The sequence below is a fragment of the Microseira wollei NIES-4236 genome (genome assembly GCF_020521235.1).
Taxonomy (GTDB): Bacteria; Cyanobacteriota; Cyanobacteriia; order Cyanobacteriales; family Aerosakkonemataceae; genus Microseira; species Microseira wollei.
The window spans coordinates 1-19,469 of the sequence record NZ_BLAY01000090.1 but is presented as its reverse complement, the minus strand read 5'-3'; the positions used below and the strand labels follow the sequence as shown (position 1 = coordinate 19,469).

The 19,469-nt window shown below is 45.7% G+C and carries 16 protein-coding genes; 8 read left to right on the top strand and 8 right to left on the bottom strand.

Features of this window, described 5'->3' with window-relative positions:
- Window positions 1-82 precede the first annotated feature (82 nt).
- Window positions 83-559 (top strand): hypothetical protein, encoded by a 477-nt coding sequence (locus MiSe_RS26695; protein WP_226586240.1) that lies wholly within the window; start codon window positions 83-85, stop codon window positions 557-559.
- Here MiSe_RS26695 and treZ read toward each other — a convergent pair.
- The gene (gene treZ / locus MiSe_RS26690) at window positions 532-2,367 is read right to left on the bottom strand and encodes a malto-oligosyltrehalose trehalohydrolase (protein WP_226586239.1); all 1,836 of its coding nucleotides are present in this window, start codon (window positions 2,365-2,367) and stop codon (window positions 532-534) included. The two genes, MiSe_RS26695 and treZ, sit on opposite strands and share 28 nt — an antisense overlap.
- Before the next feature lie 577 nt (window positions 2,368-2,944).
- Here treZ and MiSe_RS26685 point away from each other — a divergent pair.
- Window positions 2,945-3,439: a GAF domain-containing protein gene (locus MiSe_RS26685; protein ID WP_226586238.1), complete on the top strand. Its 495-nt coding sequence runs from the start codon at window positions 2,945-2,947 to the stop codon at window positions 3,437-3,439.
- A gap of 112 nt (window positions 3,440-3,551) precedes the next feature.
- On the opposite strand, the gene MiSe_RS26680 is transcribed toward MiSe_RS26685, so the two are convergent.
- The 3 genes from MiSe_RS26680 to MiSe_RS26670 form a co-directional block, all read right to left on the bottom strand.
- The gene (locus tag MiSe_RS26680) at window positions 3,552-4,196 is read right to left on the bottom strand and encodes an ATP-binding response regulator (protein ID WP_307731544.1); all 645 of its coding nucleotides are present in this window, start codon (window positions 4,194-4,196) and stop codon (window positions 3,552-3,554) included.
- Window positions 4,082-8,023, bottom strand: a complete 3,942-nt coding sequence (locus MiSe_RS26675) for a PAS domain-containing sensor histidine kinase (protein WP_444980555.1) — start codon at window positions 8,021-8,023, stop codon at window positions 4,082-4,084. The genes MiSe_RS26680 and MiSe_RS26675 overlap by 115 nt, the downstream gene beginning before the upstream one ends.
- Before the next feature lie 240 nt (window positions 8,024-8,263).
- Window positions 8,264-8,491, bottom strand: a complete 228-nt coding sequence (locus MiSe_RS26670; protein ID WP_226586237.1) for a hypothetical protein — start codon at window positions 8,489-8,491, stop codon at window positions 8,264-8,266.
- 242 nt (window positions 8,492-8,733) lie between these two features.
- Between MiSe_RS26670 and MiSe_RS26665 the strand changes: the two genes are divergently transcribed.
- From MiSe_RS26665 to MiSe_RS26645, 5 genes are all read left to right on the top strand, one after another.
- Entirely contained in the window at window positions 8,734-11,433 is a 2,700-nt protein-coding gene (locus MiSe_RS26665; protein ID WP_226586236.1) for a hybrid sensor histidine kinase/response regulator, read from the top strand.
- A gap of 39 nt (window positions 11,434-11,472) precedes the next feature.
- Complete coding sequence (locus MiSe_RS26660; protein ID WP_226586235.1) at window positions 11,473-12,810, top strand: hybrid sensor histidine kinase/response regulator; 1,338 nt, start codon at window positions 11,473-11,475, stop codon at window positions 12,808-12,810.
- A 135-nt stretch (window positions 12,811-12,945) separates the two neighbouring features.
- Entirely contained in the window at window positions 12,946-13,314 is a 369-nt protein-coding gene (locus MiSe_RS26655; RefSeq protein ID WP_226586234.1) for a GNAT family N-acetyltransferase, read from the top strand.
- On the top strand, window positions 13,314-13,517 hold the full coding sequence (locus MiSe_RS26650) for a hypothetical protein (protein WP_226586233.1): 204 nt from the start codon (window positions 13,314-13,316) through the stop codon (window positions 13,515-13,517). The genes MiSe_RS26655 and MiSe_RS26650 overlap by 1 nt, the downstream gene beginning before the upstream one ends.
- A 150-nt stretch (window positions 13,518-13,667) precedes the next feature.
- On the top strand, window positions 13,668-13,862 hold the full coding sequence (locus MiSe_RS26645) for a DUF2795 domain-containing protein (protein ID WP_226586232.1): 195 nt from the start codon (window positions 13,668-13,670) through the stop codon (window positions 13,860-13,862).
- A gap of 278 nt (window positions 13,863-14,140) precedes the next feature.
- Here MiSe_RS26645 and mltA read toward each other — a convergent pair whose 3' ends face one another.
- The gene (gene mltA / locus MiSe_RS26640; RefSeq protein WP_226586231.1) at window positions 14,141-15,418 is read right to left on the bottom strand and encodes a murein transglycosylase A; all 1,278 of its coding nucleotides are present in this window, start codon (window positions 15,416-15,418) and stop codon (window positions 14,141-14,143) included.
- 499 nt (window positions 15,419-15,917) lie between these two features.
- Here mltA and MiSe_RS26635 point away from each other — a divergent pair, with 499 nt between their 5' ends.
- Entirely contained in the window at window positions 15,918-16,763 is an 846-nt protein-coding gene (locus tag MiSe_RS26635; protein WP_226586230.1) for an alpha/beta hydrolase, read from the top strand.
- A gap of 165 nt (window positions 16,764-16,928) precedes the next feature.
- On the opposite strand, the gene MiSe_RS26630 is transcribed toward MiSe_RS26635, so the two are convergent.
- The 3 genes from MiSe_RS26630 to MiSe_RS26620 all read right to left on the bottom strand — a co-directional run.
- Complete coding sequence (locus MiSe_RS26630; RefSeq protein WP_226586229.1) at window positions 16,929-18,317, bottom strand: GlnX family signal transduction membrane protein; 1,389 nt, start codon at window positions 18,315-18,317, stop codon at window positions 16,929-16,931.
- Between the two features lie 116 nt (window positions 18,318-18,433).
- The gene (locus MiSe_RS26625) at window positions 18,434-19,153 is read right to left on the bottom strand and encodes an FHA domain-containing protein (RefSeq protein ID WP_226586228.1); all 720 of its coding nucleotides are present in this window, start codon (window positions 19,151-19,153) and stop codon (window positions 18,434-18,436) included.
- 82 nt (window positions 19,154-19,235) lie between these two features.
- Window positions 19,236-19,469, bottom strand: a 234-nt coding sequence (locus MiSe_RS26620) for a hypothetical protein (RefSeq protein WP_226586227.1), incomplete at its 5' end; no start/stop codon positions are given.

Sequence of the window (19,469 nt, the reverse complement as noted above, 5' to 3'; positions counted from 1 at the left end):
TACCTGGAAATGTTAGTCAGGAGGCTATGCCTCCTGACAAATGGAGGCATAGCCTCCTAGACGGCGTTCCCAGGCGGGAGCCTTGGAACGAGGGGACGGCGTTCCCAGGCGGGAGCCTTGGAACGAGGGGACGGCGTTCCCAGGCGGGAGCCTTGGAACGAGGGGACGAGGGGAACGAGGGGAGGCGGGAGCCTTGGAACGAGGGGACGGCGTTCCCAGGCGGGAGCCTTGGAACGAGGGGACGAGGGGAACGAGGGGAGGCGGGAGCCTTGGAACGAGGGGACGAGGGGAACGAGGGGAGGCGGGAGCCTTGGAACGAGGGGACGAGGGGAACGAGGGGAACGAGGGGAGGCGGGAGCCTTGGAACGAGGGGACGAGGGGAGGCGGGAGCCTTGGAACGAGGGGACGGCGTTCCCAGGCGGGAGCCTTGGAACGAGGGGAGGCGGGAGCCTTGGAACGAGGGGACGGCGTTCCCAGGCGGGAGCCTTGGAACGAGGGGAGGCGGGAGCCTTGGAACGAGGGGAATAGAGGTCATTGTGCTAATGTTTCTAATTCATAAAGAGCGAAACTTTGGGGGCAAATTGTTACTTCTTGCTCGTGAATTAGTTTTTCTGGCATTTTAGAACCCGCTCCCATCCATTTAGTATCGGCAGAATCTAATATCTTTCGCCAGATTCCGCCTGGTGATGTTTGGCAGGTTACATCTTTTTGGTTGAAGTTCATTATGCAGAAGATTTGGCTTCCCATACTGTCGCGGCGGCGGAGGAATATCAGCTTATCTTCCTCTACAGCAGATGCTTCTATATTTTGCTTATCCAGATTTTTCAAAACTGGCATTGTGCGGCGTAGCTGAATTAAATGTTGATGCAGTTCGAGCAAGACTTTGTGTTTGCCTTCTTGCCGTTTCTCCCATTTCAATTTAGATCGATCGAAGGCATCTTTACTGAAGATATCGATAAATTCTCCTTCGCTATAGAAGTCAGAAAAGTCTCGCTTTCTTCCCTGCCTTACCGCTTCGACTAAATCGGCATCTGTGTGACTGATAAAGTAGAGGAAAGGCGAATCTTCTCCGTATTCTTCCCCCATGAATAGCATCGGAATGTAAGGGGAAAGGAAGACAGCACCCGCAGTTAGTTTCACAGCTTCAAAATCAACTAAATTCGAGAGTCGCTCGCCTAACATTCTATTGCCGATTTGGTCGTGATTTTGGGCGAAAATGACAAATTGATTTCCCGAGCGATCTCCTGGATCGCTCCCATAATATCTTTGACGATATTGCGAATAGTTCCAGGTGTAAACAAAGCCTTCTTTAAAAGCTTTGGCTAGTTGTTCGCAGCTACCATAATCCTGATAAGATCCCCCCTGTTCTCCTGTCAGGACTGTATGCAAGGCGTGATGAAAATCATCGCTCCATTGAGCATCTATTCCATATCCGCCTAATTCTTTTTCGCGAATTACTCGCACGTCGTTTAAATCGCTTTCGGCTATTAGATAAAGTTTCCTCCCTACCCGCATAGAAAGTTCATTTACTCGATCTGCCAATTCTTGCAAGAAGTGTTTCGCCCCTATGTCATAAATTGCGTTAATCGCATCCAATCGCAGCGCGTCAATATGGTAATTTTCCAACCAGTAAAGCGCGTTTTGGATAAAGAATTCCCGCACCCCGAAACTATAAATATCGTCAAAATTTATCGCCCTACCCCAAGGAGTTCTGTAGCTTTCTGTAAAATAAGGGCCAAACTGACTCGTGTAGTTTCCTTCGGGGCCAAAGTGGTTATAAACTACGTCGAGAATAATTGATAATCCTTCTTTATGCGCCGCGTCTACGAGCTTTTTCAATCCTTCGCTACCGCCGTAGGAATTTTGCACCGCAAAGGGATAAACCCCATCATAACCCCAGTTGCGATCGCCTGGAAATTGAGCCACGGGCATAATTTCAATTGCGTTCACCCCAAACTCGCGCAATTCGCTTAAGCGCGGTATAATTGCCAGGAACGTGCCTGCGGGTGTAAACGTGCCCACGTGCAGTTCGTACATTATCATTTCCTCTAAAGGAATACCCGACCACTGGGGGTCAGTCCAGTTCATTTTAGTATGATCGACTACTTCTGAAGCGCCGTGTACGTCTTTTGGTTGCGAGTGCGACGCTGGATCGGGAAAATCCTTTTCTCCGGCTATTTTGTAATAATAAAGCGTTCCCGGTTCAATATTTTCTGCCATTGTTGAAAAGTAACCCCGCTCGTCTTTTTGCATTGGCAAGACGCGGTTTTCCGGAGATACAATTTGTACGGCTAAATCTTCGTGAGCCGGTGCCCAAACTGTAAATTCACAACGATTGTTACCAAGATAATTCGCTCCGATTTTCACTTTTTATCTCCTTAATTCATAATTTAACTATAGCAGGACTTACGCACAACCTTGCCATCACCTTTGTTTCGACCTAGCTCTCTAGTTTACAAACCAAAGATTTTTCGTAGAAACCCGGATGGGTGCGCGTAAGTCCTGTATAGGTAAGTTGACTTTAGACGTTGCCTGTGAAACAGAGCGAGCTAAATTAGTTTTGTATTGTCTTGCCTTTATCAGCAAGCAGTCATCTTTCTATTGGCAGAGATTCTGGAAAAAAGCTTCTAAGTAGGTGGGTATAAATAGTGATGCGCTCGCTACAGAATTTTCCCCAACTTGTTCTACCATTAGTCTAGCCATCCAGCCCTCTAAGCATAAATACTCTATACAGATCGATATTTGGGCGCTAGTGTATGTAATAATTAACTCAAGTTGCTAGTTATCTCAAAGCTAGAGCTAATGGCTAATAGCTAATGGCTAGTGTTAGGAAAAATGCTGCATCAGCAATTAGCAATTAGCAAGCAATTAGCAATTAGCGAGTTGATAACTAGCAAGCGTTAATTACATCATGAAAAATTGACTCGGAGTTCTAACAGGTCTGATGTTTGAGCGAGGATTGCAACAAATTTTTGAGCGTTTGGTTGCTAGTATAGAGCGGGATGATTTAGTTCAAAAAACAACAAACTCTTTAAGAGAGTTGCTAAAGGTAGATCGGGTAGTTTTATATTATTTTTATCGCGAGTGGGCGGGTCGCGTTACATTTGAGTCTTTAAGTTCCAGTCAGTTTTCTATCTTTGGGTCGGTAGGCCCGGATGAGTGTTTTAACAGCGAATATGCCGCGCTGTACCAAGCAGGAAGGGTACGGGCAATTCCAGATATTGCAACAGAACAAATTAGCGATTGTCACCGAGATTTTCTCCGCAGTTTAGGAGTGCGAGCGAATTTAGCCGTGCCAGTTTTGAATCAGAAAAGGCTGTGGGGTTTGCTGATTGCTCATCACTGCCAGGATACTCATTTTTGGACGCAATCGGAGATTGAAGCAATGCAAAAAGCAGCAGAAACTTTGGCAATGGCTCCGGCAATTCGCCATAGTTAATCGGGGAGAAGGAGGTATTTTTACATCACATTAGAATGTTTGCTAATAGCTAATGGTTAATCGCTAATGGTTCAATGAATAGAGTTAGCAATTAGCAATTAGCAATTAGCAATTACCAAATCCCCAAAATTTGCCGGATTGCATCAATTAATTGTTCCGGTTCAACAGGTTTGGGTAGGTGCATTTGGAAACCTGCCTCATGGGCGCGTTTTTGGTCGTATTCACCAGCATAGGCGGTGAGAGCGATCGCTTTTACCATCCCCCCTGCTTCTGGTGCGAGAGATCTAATTTGCCCCATCAGCATATAACCATCCACCTTTGCCATCCCAATATCGCTTACCAGCAAGTGTGGTTTAATTTGTGGCAAAAGTTTTAGCGCTTCATCTGCCGATGCTGCCAAAGTTACTTCTGCACCAGACTCCTTTAGCACAAAGGCGATATACTCGCGCATATCCCCATCGTCATCGACTGCCAAAACTTGCACGCCTTGCAATGGATGCGTTGTAGCAACAGTTGGCAGGTTGGTTGGTTCTTCTGTTGTTGCTGCTGCATTTTTCATTACTCGATAGGGAAGTCTGACGCTGAAAGTTGCTCCCATTCCTTCACCGGGACTTTCTGCCCGAACGGTACCGCCGTGTAATTCTACCAAGTAACGGACAATTGCCAGTCCCAATCCCAACCCGCCAAATTTCCGCGTTGTGCTGCTATCTGCTTGACGAAAGTAGTCAAACACGTAGGGAAGAAAGTCTGGTTTGATACCTTTGCCCGTATCGGTGACGGTAATTTGAGCGTAGTTGGTAATTGGTAATTGGTAATTGGTAATTGGTAATTGTTCCTGAGATCTTGCAGCAATAGACTGGGCGGGCGGGACGCCCACCCCACAAGAGGCTGGTTGTTCTTGTGGCATGGGCATCCTGCCCGTTCTTGTGGCATGGGCATTTCTTGTGGCATGGGCATCCTGCCCGTCTCGCCCACCCCACAAGCGGCTGGTTGTTCTTGTGGCATGGGGATTTCTTGTGGCATGGGCATCCTGCCCGTCTCGCCCACCCCACAAGAGGCTGGTTGTTCTTGTGGCATGGGGATTTCTTGTGGCATGGGCATCCTGCCCGTCTCGCCCACCCCACAAGAGGCTGGTTGTTCTTGTGGCATGGGGATTTCTTGTGGCATGGGGATTTCTTGTGGCATGGGGATTTCTTGTGGCATGGGGATTTCTTGTGGCATGGGCATCTCTTGTGGCATGGGCATCCTGCCCGTCTCGCCCATGTCAGGTGCAAGAAAAGAGTTTTCATTACCCTCGTTCCCTGGATCCGCCTGGGAATGGGATGACCTATTACCCATTACCGCTGACAGTTTTACTTCAACTCTTCCTCCATCCGCTGTAAATTTAATGGCGTTAGATACGAGGTTCCATACGACTTGTTGAAGTCGTCCGCTATCTCCCAAAACTAATCCGACATTGGGGTTAAGTTCGGTTTGAATTTGAATTGACTTGGCTTCGGCGGATAGGCGAACTGTTTCGATTGCGGCTGCAATGGTGTTTGCTAAGTTAACGGGGGCGATATTTAAAGTTAATTTGCCGCGTAAAATGCGGGAGACATCGAGTAAGTCTTCGATTAGTTGCGCTTGCAATTTGGCGTTGCGTTCGATAGTTTCTAGGGCGCTGGCTGTCTTGGTTTCGTCGAACTTGCGACTTCGCAACAATTTCGCCCATCCCATAATCGGATTGAGCGGACTTCGCAATTCGTGGGATAATACCGCCAAAAATTCATCTTTGATCCGGTTGGCTTTCTCGGCTTCTTCCCTGGCTGTGCGTTCTCTTTCTAACAACTCGACTCGTTCGGCTTCGGCAGATTTGCGTTGGGTAATATCGCTAAACGAAATCGCGACGCCATCCCCCAATTTTACGGTCATGTTGCGGAACCAACCTTTAATGCCTTCGGCTTCGTAGTAAATTTCAATATCGTGGGGCGTTCCTGTTTCGACAACTTGCACGTAGCGGTCAAACAATTCGCTGTTTTCTTTATTCCCCGGCAGCACTTCCAATAGACGCCGTCCGATTAATTCTTCAGCAGAACGTTGGAGAATTTCTCCAGCTTTGGGATTGACGTAATTCCATTCAAAATCGATAATTTCTCCGGCTGCGTTTCGCACGCTTTGCATAATGGTAAAGCCATCGAGGGATAGTTCTTGGGTGACGCGGAACCGTTCCTCGCTTTGTTTGAGTGCGGCTTCGGTGCGCTTGCGTTCGGTAATGTCTAAAAAGGCACTAACTGCGCCTCTGGGTTGTCCTTGTTCGTCATATAAAGGCGAGGCGTACCCATATAAGTTAAATACTGTCCCATCGTCGCGCACGACATCAATTTCTGCATCCCGCACTTCTACACCATGAATCGTGGCGTATTGCAGGGGCAATTCTTCCCCTGGTAATTCTTCACCATGACGGTAAACTTTAAACGGCGGTGGGGGAGCATTTTCTGCTGGGGTGCTGGAAGCATTCCTATCGGGGGAGATGCCTAGAATTTGAGCCAAAGCTCGGTTTACCTGGATGTGACGGCATTGAGGATCGTTAGCGATCGCAATCGATATCGGTATCACTTCAAACAATGTTTGCAACTCGGATACGCGGTGCTGCAAGTCAAGATTGAGTGCGGCGATAATTTCTTGGTCTTGCTTTAGTCGGGTGATGTCTTCGGCGATACCAGCGGCGCGAATCACATTGCCAAATTCGTCTTTAATCGGCACCGCGCGATCGCGTATCCATCGCATTGTGCCATCGGGGCGGACAACGCGATACTCAACATCGTATCCGCCAATGAGCGATCGCTCGTAAAAAACAGTGCGAATTCGTTCCCGGTCTTCGGGATGAATCGCCTCCATCCATTCGTTGAAATTAGCGTACAAACTTTCGCAGTCACGCCCCCAAATTTGTTCGTAAGCGGGAGAAACATAAATCAGTTGCTCTTGTTTTGGATCGGATATCCAAAACACATCTTGCAGGTTTTCTACCAATTGGCGAAATCTTTCTTCACTTTGTTGGCGCACTGCTTGTTCAAATTGCTTGCGTTCTGTAATGTCGTAGAAAGTAGCGATCGCTGCCTCGATTTCTCCCGCAGCATTGCCAATCGGTCTAGAATCAACTAGCAACGTTTTGCGACCCCCATCGGGGAACAAAACTTCCATCTCTTCGGCGATGACAATTTCTCCGGAAACGAGACTGCGCGCTAAAGGCATTTCCTCTGCGGTGTAGCGTCGTCCATCCGAGTCAAAAAATGAGTGGGAAGGCTGAACGTAATCTACCACCCGTTCCAGATTTAGGGAAAATCCAGCTAAAATTTGCTGTGCTTGGGCGTTTGCCAACAACAAGCGACCCGCAGGCGCTTCTACCACTATCAGTCCCGCTGGCATTTGTTCGATCGTCGCTTGCAAAAGCTTTTGTTCTGACTTCAGTGCTTGCAGCAGGCGAATGCGTTCTTGTTCCGCTTGTTTATACTCTGTCAGGTCGCGGGAGATACCCAGTACCGAATTTACCGATCCATCCGGGGCAAATTCAGGTACGAGCATAGAGTGATAGTGGCGCGTGCCTTTCGGGGTCGAGAACTCGAACTCGATGGTCTTTCCTTGTTTAGTATTAAAGACTTGCCGCAGGTTTTCGTCCCAAAAACTAGAAATTTTCTCTCCAAAACCCATTTCCCGGTTAGTCATACCCAGGAACGCTTCTCTTGGCATTCCAGTTGCTTGCTCGACGGCGGGACATACATACACGTGACGCAAGTTTTGGTCAAAGCGAGCGATAATATCGGGCGAGTTTTCCACCAAAGCTTTCAATTCCTGCTTTTGCTGCTCAAGCGCCGCCTCTGCTTGCTTTTGGTCGTGAATATCAGTACAAGTGCCGAACCAGTTAGTAATATTACCAAGTGAGTTACGTAAGGGGACTGCCCGCGTCATGTGCCAGCGGTAAGCACCATTGCCTAGTCTGAGGCGGTATTGCGTTTCAACTGCATGACCCGTTGCCAGACCAGTTTTCCACTTGCGGAGCATTTCTGGCAGGTCATCTGGGTGAATAGCGCGTTGCCACTCCCATCCAAAGGATGTATCCGGTGTTAGTCCGGTGGAATCGTACCAGCGCTGGTTAAAATACTCCACGAAACCATCGGCGCGGGTAAACCAAACCAGTTGGGGTACGTTTTCCGCCAGCACGCGGTAACGTTCCTCGCTTGCTTGTAGCTTTTGCAAGTTACTTTCAGCGCGCCGTTTGGCATCCCGCAACGCAGTGTTGAGCGAATTGATTAGCAGCGTTACCAATACGAAGGCACCCAACTGGATCGTGTTCGCCAGACTCATGCCTGCAAAGGAATCAAGTGGCGGCAGGAAGAAGTAGCTGATGGCGAGGGTAGATAATAGAGTAGCGAGCAACCCCGCCCTCATACCGGCGTAATAGGTGCTGATGGCTACCGCCGCATAAAACAGCGCAAAAATCCTGGGGGAAACAAATGGCTCTAGCAGTAGGGTGAGTAACAGCGCCATCGCTACACTGAAAGCAGCAACGCCGTAGCACCAAAGTTGATAACGCGGTATTTTGACCATGAAAGTTGCCAAGGAATTTTATTCCCCGTAAGTCGCTAGCTTTCTTTACCTTAGATAGGTGACATATCTTTGGCAATTTACCCTAAGGCGTATTTTCCTTCTAGGGAGAGGGAAGAGCGAGAAGAATTCTTCTAAAACTTAGGCAAGGGCGTTCCTATCACCAAAGTTTCTGCGTAGATCTCTCGTTGCCAAACCGAAGATTTTTCAGAGAAACTTTGGTGATTTGCCAGGACTTACGCACTACGAGCTTATCACCAAAGTTTCTGCGTAGACATAGAAACCCGGTTTCTTTGCGTAAGTCCTGTTTTCCTCATCTTGCCGATCTTGCTCATCTTCCCCCCCATTTTTAAAGATGCCGTGAAGAGTACAGCGGATTGCACTCGTATGAGGTACACCGCAAGTTTGTGTAGCGGCACCGTTAACGGTGCGCGCTTGACAAACAAAGCCTGAAGGCTGTACCTGACTCATTTGCAATCCGCTATAAAAACGTCGCCCCTCCCTTCTGCTTTTTTTCGTCTAAAATGTTACTTAAATTAAAAAAACGGGGAACGAAGCTACGTGGAATAAACCATTCAGCCAGGGTTACCTAACAAGCTATGACAAACACGTATGAACCTTGACACTGGTATTTCTGGGATTTTTGGGAGCGCTCGCCACTCGCGCGCCTCGCTTCAGCAATAAAAACAAAAAGGACACGCCGCGATTAATCTATGAAATTTCGCCAGAATAGTTTGATATTCCAATTAGTCAGTTATTATTCAGTTTTATCGCTCCTAGTTCTCGGTCTTTTGGCGACAACTGTTTATGTGCAAGCACAAAACGCCCTCGAACAATCTGTCGTCGATCGACTCACCGTAGCCACATCCTTAAAAGAATACCAGCTGGAAGATTGGATCAAAAACCAGCGTCAAGATATTCTTTGGCTCGCCCAAGTGCCGGAAATTCAGGAACAACTGGCGATTTTGTACGTAAAAGACCAATATGACCCGGAACGGGACATAGCCTATTCGCGGCTGAGAAAAATTATATCAGATATTAGTGCAGTTAAGCCGAGCTTGCAAAGTATTTTGATCGCAACTAACGGCAACATGGTCGTCTTTTCCTCAATCGATAAAACTTTAGAAGGGAAATATTTTCGATTAGAAGAACCGATAGTTTATTTTACCCGCGAGACAGCAGAGGCGGCGGCGCCGAAGTTTTATACATCGCCGCAGACTGGAGAAGCGAAGATTACCTTTGCGACTGGGATATTTAACCAAGAGGGACAGAGACTGGGAGGGATCGCAGTTAATTTAGATCTAAAAGGTATCGAGGAATTAATAGGCGATCGCACAGGTTTAGGAAGGAGCGGCGAAACGTATCTAGTAGGAAAATTAGCCAACCGAAACGTTTTTATTTCAGGAAGACAGGCGGGAAGCCAAAAATTTGCTGAAGGAATTCGCAGCTTCGGTATCGACGCCGCAGTCGCAGGTTCTAGCAGTTTTGGACGCTATCAAAACTATGACGGGATTCCAGTTGTAGGCGTTTATCGCTGGCTTGACAAAGAGAATTTAGCACTATTAGCCGAGATCGAACAAACAGAAGCCTTTGCGCCTGCCAGACAGCTAGCCAGTACTATTGTAGTAATTGGATTGGTTTTGGCTGGATTATTGCTAGTAGCAGTGTACTGGCTATCGCGCCAAATTACGCGACCGATTTTAGCCATGACTAAAACAGTAACCAAGGTAGCTGCTGGGGATTTAACTCAAACAGTTAGCGTTAAAAGAAAAGACGAATTAGGAGTTTTAGCCAAAGCTTTTAACAGCATGGCTGCTCAACTGCAAACCGCATTCGATCAGTTAGAAAAATCCAAAGCCGAACTAGAAATTAGAGTAGAAGAACGCACCCAGCAACTCCAAGAAGCGCTAAAAATTGTCGATACTGCCAGCCAAGCCAAAAGCGAATTCCTCGCTAACATGAGTCACGAATTGCGTACTCCCCTCAACGGCATTTTGGGTTATGCCCAAATTCTCCAACGCTCAAAAACTTTGACCGAAAAAGAACAAAAAGGAGTGGGTATTATCTATCAATGCGGTTCTCACTTATTAACCCTAATCGAAGATATTCTTGACCTGTCCAAAATCGAAGCCAGGAAAATGGAACTTAATTCATCAGAAATCCATTTTCCGTCCTTTCTCCAAAGCGTTGCCGAAATCTGTCGCATTCGAGCCGAACAAAAAGGTCTGGCTTTTATTTACCAAAGCGAGGGTCAACTTCCCATCGGCGTTTGCGTAGATGAAAAGCGCCTGCGACAGGTATTAATTAACTTACTCGGCAACGCCATAAAATTCACCGAAAATGGCGGAGTAACATGCAAAATTATTGAGGTAATTGGGAATGGGTCATTGCATTCCCAGGCTGCGCCTGGTCACGAGGGTAATGAAAAAGAATCTCACCAATTACCAATGACCAATTCCCAATTACCCATCAAAAAAATTCGCTTTCAAATTGAAGATACGGGTGTAGGGATGACTGCCGAACAATTAGAAAAAATATTTTTACCCTTCGAGCAAGTGGGAGACAGCAAAAAGCAATCCGAAGGGACGGGTTTGGGATTGGCAATTAGCCAAAAAATAGTATCTTTAATGAACAGCACCTTAGAAGTGCAAAGTCAACCAGGAAAAGGGAGCATTTTTAGCTTTGATTTAAACTTGCCTTTAGCATTAAACTGGGCAGAAAGTTCGAGAGTCGCGCAACAAGGAACTATAATCGGGTTTGAAGGTACAAAGCGGAAAATTTTAGTTGTCGATGATAGATGGGAAAATCGTTCGATTTTGGTGAATTTGCTCGAACCGATTGGATTTGAATTAGTGGAAGCTAAAAACGGTGCGGAAGGTTTAGAAAAAGCCGTCGAGTTTCAACCGGATTTAATTATTACCGATTTGGTGATGCCGGTGATGGATGGATTCGAGATGCTGCGACGCTTGCGACAGATAGCGGGGTTGAAAGAAGTGGTGGCGATCGCTTCTTCAGCCAGCGTATTTGATACGGATCAAAACAAGAGTTTAGATGCGGGAGCAGATGAGTTTTTACCTAAACCCTTGCCAGCCGAAAAATTGCTAGAAATCCTGCGAGTACACATGGAACTAACATGGGTTTACGAAGCGCGAGATCCCCTGAAAAAAATTGTTTCAGCACCCGCTGTAACCCTGAGTTCAGAAGAGATCATACCCCCAAGCGCAGATATCTTGATGCAACTGTACGAACTTGCTAAAAAAGGAGATCTCGATGAAATCGTAGAAGCAGCTAGCCAGCTTAAACAATCTCAGCCTGAATCAATACCGTTTGCCCAAAAATTAGTTGAATTAGCCGAAAGCTTTCAGGTAAAACAAATTCAAAATTTTATTAAAAGTTTGATAAACGCTAATTAATTAGCTTAAAATTATCTCAAAAATTATTGGTTTAAAACAATGACAGAATTCATTTTAGTTGTAGATGACAACCCCACTAACTTATCAGTACTAACCCAAGCACTAAAATCTGCGGGGTTCAAAGTGCGGGTAGCTGTGGATGGTGAAAGTGCAATCGAACAGGTACAATATGACCAACCCGCACTCATTTTGTTGGACGTTGAAATGCCGGGAATTGATGGGTTTGAAACCTGTATCAAACTGAAATCTAACCCATCAACTTATGACATTCCGATCATATTTATGACAGCCCTTGCCGATAAGGAAAGTAAGCTTAAAGGGTTGTCGTTGGGAGCGGTAGATTATATCACAAAACCCTTTGAACAAGAGGAAGTATTAGCGAGAGTTAAGGTGCATTTGAAACTGCGCTCCTTAACCAAAACCCTGGAAGAAAAAAATGCTCAACTCGTAGAGTTGAACGAGGGATTAGAACAACGAGTTGCCGAGCGAACGGCAGAACTGCAAAAAGCTCAAATTCAAATGATTCAGCAGGAAAAACTTTCGAGTTTGGGGGAATTAGTCGCTGGGGTTGCTCACGAAATTAATAATCCAATCAGCTTTATTTCCAGCAATATTGAACCGGCGAAACAATATGTAGCAGATCTGACTAAAATATTGCAACTTTATCAAAAACATTATCCTCAACCAGTACCCGAAATTGAAAACGAATCAGACGAGGTAGACTTAGAATTTATCCTAGAAGATCTGCCCAAAATTCTCGATTCGATGAAGTTGGGGTCGGAGCGAATTCAAAATATTTCTAACTCGCTGCGGAATTTCTCGCGCTCGGATATCACGACAAAAATCCCGGTAAATTTGCACGAGGGAATCGATAGCACTTTATTAATTTTGCGCCATCGAATGAAAGCCTGCGGTAACCAGCCGGAAATTAAAGTCATTAAGCACTATGGTAACCTCCCCCTTGTGACGTGCTATCCCGGACAAATGAATCAGGTATTTATGAATATTTTTGCCAATGCAATTGATGCGTTGGAAGATTCCCAGGCTGCGCCAGGGAACGAGGGTAATGGGAAAGAAATTACTCTTGACCAATTACCAATTACCAATCACGAATTACCTACTATTAAAATTTGCACTGAACTGAGCGATAAAAATCATGTAATAATCCGGATTGCTGATAACGGTTCGGGGATGACGGCAGAAGTAAAACAGCGGATTTTTGAGCCGATGTTTACTACCAAAACCCTAGGGAAGGGAACCGGGTTAGGATTGTCTATTTGTCGCCAAATTATCGCAGAAAAACATGGAGGCAAATTAAGCTGTATTTCAGCACCGGGAGAAGGGACGGAGTTTGTCATCGAAATACCCCTCGGCTAAATCTGCCCAAAGTATGAGGCTGATATTAACTAAGTCTGAGATCCTAGTTGACAGAACCCCGGTTTTTTAGAAAAACCGGGGTTCTAAAGCGGCAAAGGGAAACAGACAAGGAGCGATCCTTTAGTTTAATCGGGTATGCTGCAAGTAACTTACAAAACAAATTTGGACAATGTTGATTGGCATCAGATGAAATCAGTGCTACGCGCCGATGCATTTGATAATGGACGAAGCCATGCTCAACTCAAAAAGTCATTTGAAAATAGCTACGCTACTTGTATTGCCTATGCAGATAATCAAATTATTGGCACAGCTCGTGTTTTGTCTGATGGTGTCTGCAATGCTTATATTGTTGATGTCTGGACACTTACTATCTATCGCCGTCAGGGAATTGCACGCACAATGATGCAAATCATTTTAGAGAAATTAAAAGGACAACATGTATATTTAACACAAGTTGCTAGTTATCTTTTTACGGCCCAAGACAGGCTAATGGCTAATAGCTAATGGCTGGTAGAACCGAAAAATATTCCCATCAGCAATTAGCAAGCTGGCGATTAGCTTCTGCTGTGCAACCCACGATAGTTATAACTAGCAACTTGGGTTATTTATTTACAGATGATGCGCCTGAGTTTTACAAAAAAATTGGCTTTACCGAACAGCCCGTTGGTATGGCTCAGGTTATTGGTAAATGGCTGGTTAACGAATAGATAATTAAATTTGGAGTTTTATTTATTACTCCGATTGACAGATTTATTTAACAGCAGGCTGTAACCCTGGTAAGATGAGAAACCCCGATACGGGCGCTAATTTGAAAGCATAATTTTCACTTAGAGCATCAAAATAATAGGGGGAGAACAATGGCTCAACTCAACCCAGTTCAGCTACAAAAGCACCTAAAAGGGGTTGACTATCCAGCTAGAAAGCAAGACTTAATCAACCACGTCAGGCAAAAAGGTGCTGATGAAGCAGCCATCTCAGCATTAGAGAAATTACCAGATCGGGAGTTTAAAAATCCCATTGAAGTAAGCCAAGCTATTGCCGATCTCAAATAGCAGAAAATGGGGAAAGTGGGCAGGTGTGCAGGTGTGCAGGTGTGCAGGTGGGCAGGGGAGCTTCAGGTGCAGAGGGGAATTTGAATGTACAGCGGATTGTAAGCGAGTGAAGGAAAGCCAAATCGCTTTGTTTGTCAAGCGCGCTGCCATTTTTGCTGCTTGCACACCAAGCCGTACCTCATACGGCTGCAATCCGCTATATATTTTCCCCTGCTCACCCGCGCACCTACTCACCTGCTCACTTGCTCACCTGCTCACCTGCTCACCCGCTCCCTTTCTCAACGCTTGAGAAACAAATAATAAAGCTGTCCGTTTCCGACAGTAACTCCGGCGCGATCGCCTGCTATTTGACCGCTACCTAAAAAATAATCTACCCTCCCTGGGCCTCGAATTGCGCCTCCCGTATCTTGGTCGAGTACGTAACGGCTAACGGTTCGCTGTTCCATCTGACCTGTAGCATTAACATAGGGAATTTGGGCGTGAATTAGCGCTAAAGCACCGGGTGGCATTTTAGATTTATCCGTAGCAATTGAACGCTCTGGAGTTAGGGGAACGTGAATGCTTCCCGTAGCAGGACGACCGTGGTTTTCTTGGAAAAAAACAAAGCTGCGATCGCGCGGGATATAGATATCCAATTCCTCTGAATGTTGTTGGAAATATTGCAGAATTATCGGCATCGTTACCCCTTGTTCTGGTAACTTTTTATCATCGATTAACGAGCGTCCCAAACTGGTATAATTATAAGCAGTATTTCCCGCATATCCTACCGTTGTTTGAGTGCCATCGTTGAGTTGAAGTCGAGCCGAACCTTGGATTTGAATTTGATAAGGTTCTAAGCGATCTTTGAACCAAAATAACTCCAATCCCCGCAACTTTCCTTGGTCACCTTGCAAACCATCTTTTCCTTCTAATTGTTCGCGGGTAGGATGGGGTCTACGCCAAGATTTGAAATCGGGGGGTAATCGATAAATCGGATAGCGATATTCTGGGGTAGGAACGCGACTAGCAGTATAAATTGGTTCAAAATAAGCGGTGAATAAAACATTACCAAATCCGTCACTCCCGATGGATTGGTAAATATCAAACTCGCGGTAAATTGCGGCTTGAAGTTCTGCGGGGGATCGCGACTCAATTACAAGTTGTTGAAATCGCCTCAAACTGCGTCGGGCGCGTTCGCGCGTAATACCAGCCACGCGGTAGCGGCGATAAGCGGCGGCGGATTCCGCAGTTTGCAAGTAACGCAAACTCCGATCAATTGATTGGAGAAGCGCTTCTTTATCCCCAGTTTTACCGTTTTGTTCCCACAATTGCTCGTCAAAACCCCAGCGCCTAGACTGACAGCAAACTGTAAAAGCTGACTCTTTTACGGGTAACAACGGCGTCCAATTCGGTGCGGGTAACTCGAAAATAGGGACGTCAGATTGAGGGATGGAGACGGAAGTATCCACCTGGTTTTGCGCTACGGTTAAGGCATCTAGCCGATTCGGCGTGCATCCATCGAGATCGACTAACACCGCTCCTAAGCTGAGGGTGATGATAGCAAGTTTCCTTCTCATAACAGTGAGTATCTATGCCTGAAGGGCGATGACTTTAGTTTAATACTTAATTAAAAAAACCGCGTTTTTTAATTAATATATCTGCCAATTTTCTGAAACGCCAAGAGCCCCCAGGCTAAAGCCTGGGGCTACACAAACAAAGCCCACCGACCTGGGCTAAAATTCTTGCAGCCCGCGCAGGCGGGCTTTGTTTGTATAGCCACACCCTTAAGGGTGTCGGATTTTGGCGAAGGTATTGTGAAAGAAACCCGCTTTCTTTCACAAATCCGCCTTGGGACGCACGATAAACTCGCGGACGCAACGCTAACACTAGATCAGAAGCTCAAATAGGTAAAATGCGTATTTTCTTTTGGGTGACTTTATCTTTTTTGGTTGTAGCAGCGATTTCGCTGCTGTTGCAACCCGCTATTGATTTTCACGGGGTCGGGTTATAATCGTGAATAACCTTGTGGGGCAGAGGTCGAAAGAGCAACTTATGTGTAGCGCTTTGAAAGGAGTATTGTCTAACTATTCTACCATTTCAAAGATTATCGTAGAAAAGACTAGGGAAAGGGAAGAAGCAATGGGATTAGCAGATGATACCTGTTACTCCCGTTTTTTTCTTCATCCTACTCCCACGGATAAAGTTCTTTTATTTTTCCACGGATTCACTGCCGTTCCCCAGCAATTTGTTCCGATTGGAGAAGCTTTTTTTCAGGCGGGATACAATGTTTTAATTCCACGTCTACCCGGTCATGGAATTGCAGGTAATTGGGATAAAAAAAATCCGCCTCCCCTGCCAGAAAATCGGGTAACTTATCAGGAATTCGGGCTGGAGTGGCTAGAGCAGGCGCGGGTTTTTGGAGAAAAAGTCGTTGTGGGCGGGTTATCGGGTGGCAGCACTTTAGCCGCTTGGCTGGCACTAGAATGCCCTCAAAAAATTGACCGTGGTTTGATATTTGCTCCTTATTTAAGCAATACTAACAAGTTAGTAGATTTGGTAGTGGGATTGTTCAATATTTACTTTAAGTGGAAAACTCCGCCTGGAGCGGTGAATTATGGTTATGAAGGCTTTTACATGCCAGCATTGCGCTTGTTTTTAGACATGGGAGATGAGGTACTCCAACGCGCCAAAACTAGCCCTGCGGCACCGATGTTAATTGTATCAAGCGAATGCGATCGCGCCGTCGGCAGACGCGAACCTCAAAAGTTATTCAAAGCTGTAGTAAAACTTCAACCCAAATGTCAGTATATCGGCTTTGAAAAGGCATTAAATATCCCTCACAACATGATGACCAAAGAGGAGGGAAACGAGCGTCAAGATTTAGTTATTTATCTGGCATTAGATTATGTTGCTAATTGCTAATTGCTAATTGCTAATTGCTAATTGCTAATTGCTAATTGCTAATTGCTAATAGGTAATTGGTAGGATTTTTTATTACCCATTACCCATTCCTCGTTCCCACGGATCTGCCTGGGAACGGCATTGGGACTCGTTCCCACGGATCTGCCTGGGAACGGCATTACCCATTTACATTTCGTACTCTTTAATGCGGGGAAGCAGTCCAAATAAAGTTAGTAAGGCGATTGAAGCAGTTGCGACTGAGGCAATAATCTCGAAGTTTTGTACATCTTTGAAACCTTTAGCGATCGCATCATCAAATTGTTCCTGATTCACATCGAGGAACTTTTGATGGGCAGCTTTAAACTGCTCAAATGCCCAGTTTGACTGTCCTTGGTTATACCCGGTACAAAGCGTTATAGCTTCGTCACGTTTGCCGCTTTGCTGGAGTTGGCGGATCTGTTTATCCAGTTTGAAATAACTGTCAAAAGTGTTAAGGGTAGCCACCGCCGCATTTTTTTCTCCTTCAAAGGTGATATTATTCAAAGCATCAGCCATCAACCCAGTCACACCCCAAACTTTCTCACCCTTCAAGACTGTGGTAGCGAGGGTTTCAAATGTCTGATTGTTAGGCAATTTGGCAATTTTATCAACCTTATTGAAGAAAGCTTGTTCGTGAATTGCAGCACGAGTTGTATCGAGCAAATAGCGACTTTCGTCTGCATTGGCGCTGTAGGCAATCGCTCGACTTTGTCGCAGCAAGTGCAGAGATTTAAAAGAATCTTCTTTGGCGACTTTTAGGTGGTGAGATGAAGCCAACAATGCCTGTATTGTATAACCAAGGAAAATGAAAGCGATCGCGCTCGCCGCCAGCAACATCGGGTTCAGAATGCGGCGCATCCGGTAGTTGAGAAATAGCTGAATTCCCACCAGCGTACCCATTAAAAGCAAACCGGAGATGATGACAAAAAAGAGCGATCGCCCCGCAGCAAACCTTTCCGTATCGTAGGATTTATCTAACTGTTCCAAATTTACCTTAGCTAGTTCATCCGCTGCTGGCAAAAGCGTTTTATCCATAATTTCAGCAGCTTCGCGATAAGCAGTTATCACCCCATTTGTATTGCCGCTGGCATTGAAGTCCCGCGCCTGTTGAATTTTTGCAATGTATACACCTATAGCAAGTTGTAAAGTTTCAATTGGTTTGCGCTCCCCATCATAGGTAATATTTTCAGCCACAGCAACCATTCTTTCAGCAAATTTTTGGTAGCGCTCCTCGTAGTCTTGAATAGCTCGGGGGTTTTCTCCCGGTTTAACAAGTAATTCGTTTACAACATTGGCATCCATACCCGCCAAACTATCCTTAATTCGGATAGCAGTAAGGATACTAGGAGCTGAGTCTTTCCCCACAGTTTGGATAGCATGTCGCTGCCCTTGAACGCCGGAAATTGTCGCAATTAAAAGCAGCAAACTTGTCCCCCAACTGAGATATAACCCACCTTTAAGCAGTTGCGGCGTATTGAATTTGGCAATTATATTTGTGGGTTGCTTTGCCTGTTTTGAAATTGCAGTTGTTTTCATAATTGGTAATTGGTAATTGGTAATTGCTAATTGCTAATTGCTAATTGCTAATTGCTAATTGCTAATTGGGGAATATGGTATTAGGTAGATTTTTACTATTACCTATTAGCCAACCATTAGCTATTAGCCACTTTCACCTTGATTCGCGTCCAATGTCCTAGCGTGAATTCATCGCCATCTTTTATCGGAGTATCTACCATCGGTTGCAATTCCACACCGTTTAGTTTCGTCCCGTTTGATGAACCGATATCGCGCAAAATAAAAATTCCGTCAGATTGTCGAACGATCAAAGCGTGGCGGTGAGAAACGGCATCGTCAAAATTTAAGGGAATATCTGGGTGAATTCCCCGCATTTCGCTGCGGCGTCCGATCAAATTGCTTTCTCGATCTAGTTTGAAAGTAATAGGCGGTTGATTGGTAGGCGCTGGCGGACTTTCCGGACTTCTTAAAGATGGATCTATGGTAACAATAATTTCAAGGGCAACGGCAGTTTGTCTGTTGGTTGGGGCAGAGTTAAAGTTAGAGGTTAGCGGTTGAGAAGGTGGTGTTGGGATATCAATTTTATTGATATTCGCAACGGGAGTAATTGGCACTTCCCCACGCGCCCCAGTCGTGAAGTTATAACCGCAAATTTCGCAAAAATTGCCGCTGTCCGGTTCGTGGGGTGTGCCGCATTCAGGGCAGTTTACGATCGCTTGGGCGGTTTTTGGTACAGTTGCAGCAACTGCATTTTTCACCGATGACAGTTCAGAGATGCCCTGAATTTTAGCACCGCATTCGGAACAGTAATCTGGTTCGGTTGAAACGTGACCTTTCGGACATTGATAGGTAAACATATTTGGTTTTTGCACTTCCCCCAATGGGAGAGGGTATTATATAAACTTCACAACGATTTGATGAATTTCCATAACTTAGATCTTACAAGGGGTCAGGGACGGGCAAGATGCCCATCCCACAATAGATCAAGTGTTTTGTGGGGTGGGCATCCTGCCCGCCCCAGGGAATAAAAACATAGATCAAGTGTTTTGTGGGGTGGGCATCCTGCCCGCCCCAGGGAATAAAAACATAGATCAAGTGTCTTGTGGGGTGGGCATCCTGCCCGCCCCAGGGAATAAAAACATAGATCAAGTGTCTTGTGGGGTGGGCATCCTG

Excerpts from the sequence above, each read along its gene's own strand:
- MiSe_RS26655 (WP_226586234.1), top strand. The coding sequence starts at position 12,946 with ATGCTGCAAGTAACTTACAAAACAAATTTGGACAATGTTGATTGGCAT.
- MiSe_RS26630 (WP_226586229.1), bottom strand. The coding sequence starts at position 18,317 with ATGAAAACAACTGCAATTTCAAAACAGGCAAAGCAACCCACAAATATA.
- MiSe_RS26645 (WP_226586232.1), top strand. The coding sequence starts at position 13,668 with ATGGCTCAACTCAACCCAGTTCAGCTACAAAAGCACCTAAAAGGGGTT.
- mltA (WP_226586231.1), bottom strand. The coding sequence starts at position 15,418 with ATGAGAAGGAAACTTGCTATCATCACCCTCAGCTTAGGAGCGGTGTTA.
- MiSe_RS26650 (WP_226586233.1), top strand. The coding sequence starts at position 13,314 with ATGGCTGGTAGAACCGAAAAATATTCCCATCAGCAATTAGCAAGCTGG.
- MiSe_RS26660 (WP_226586235.1), top strand. The coding sequence starts at position 11,473 with ATGACAGAATTCATTTTAGTTGTAGATGACAACCCCACTAACTTATCA.
- MiSe_RS26675 (WP_444980555.1), bottom strand. The coding sequence starts at position 8,023 with ATGGTCAAAATACCGCGTTATCAACTTTGGTGCTACGGCGTTGCTGCT.
- MiSe_RS26625 (WP_226586228.1), bottom strand. The coding sequence starts at position 19,153 with ATGTTTACCTATCAATGTCCGAAAGGTCACGTTTCAACCGAACCAGAT.
- MiSe_RS26685 (WP_226586238.1), top strand. The coding sequence starts at position 2,945 with ATGTTTGAGCGAGGATTGCAACAAATTTTTGAGCGTTTGGTTGCTAGT.
- MiSe_RS26665 (WP_226586236.1), top strand. The coding sequence starts at position 8,734 with ATGAAATTTCGCCAGAATAGTTTGATATTCCAATTAGTCAGTTATTAT.
- MiSe_RS26670 (WP_226586237.1), bottom strand. The coding sequence starts at position 8,491 with ATGAGTCAGGTACAGCCTTCAGGCTTTGTTTGTCAAGCGCGCACCGTT.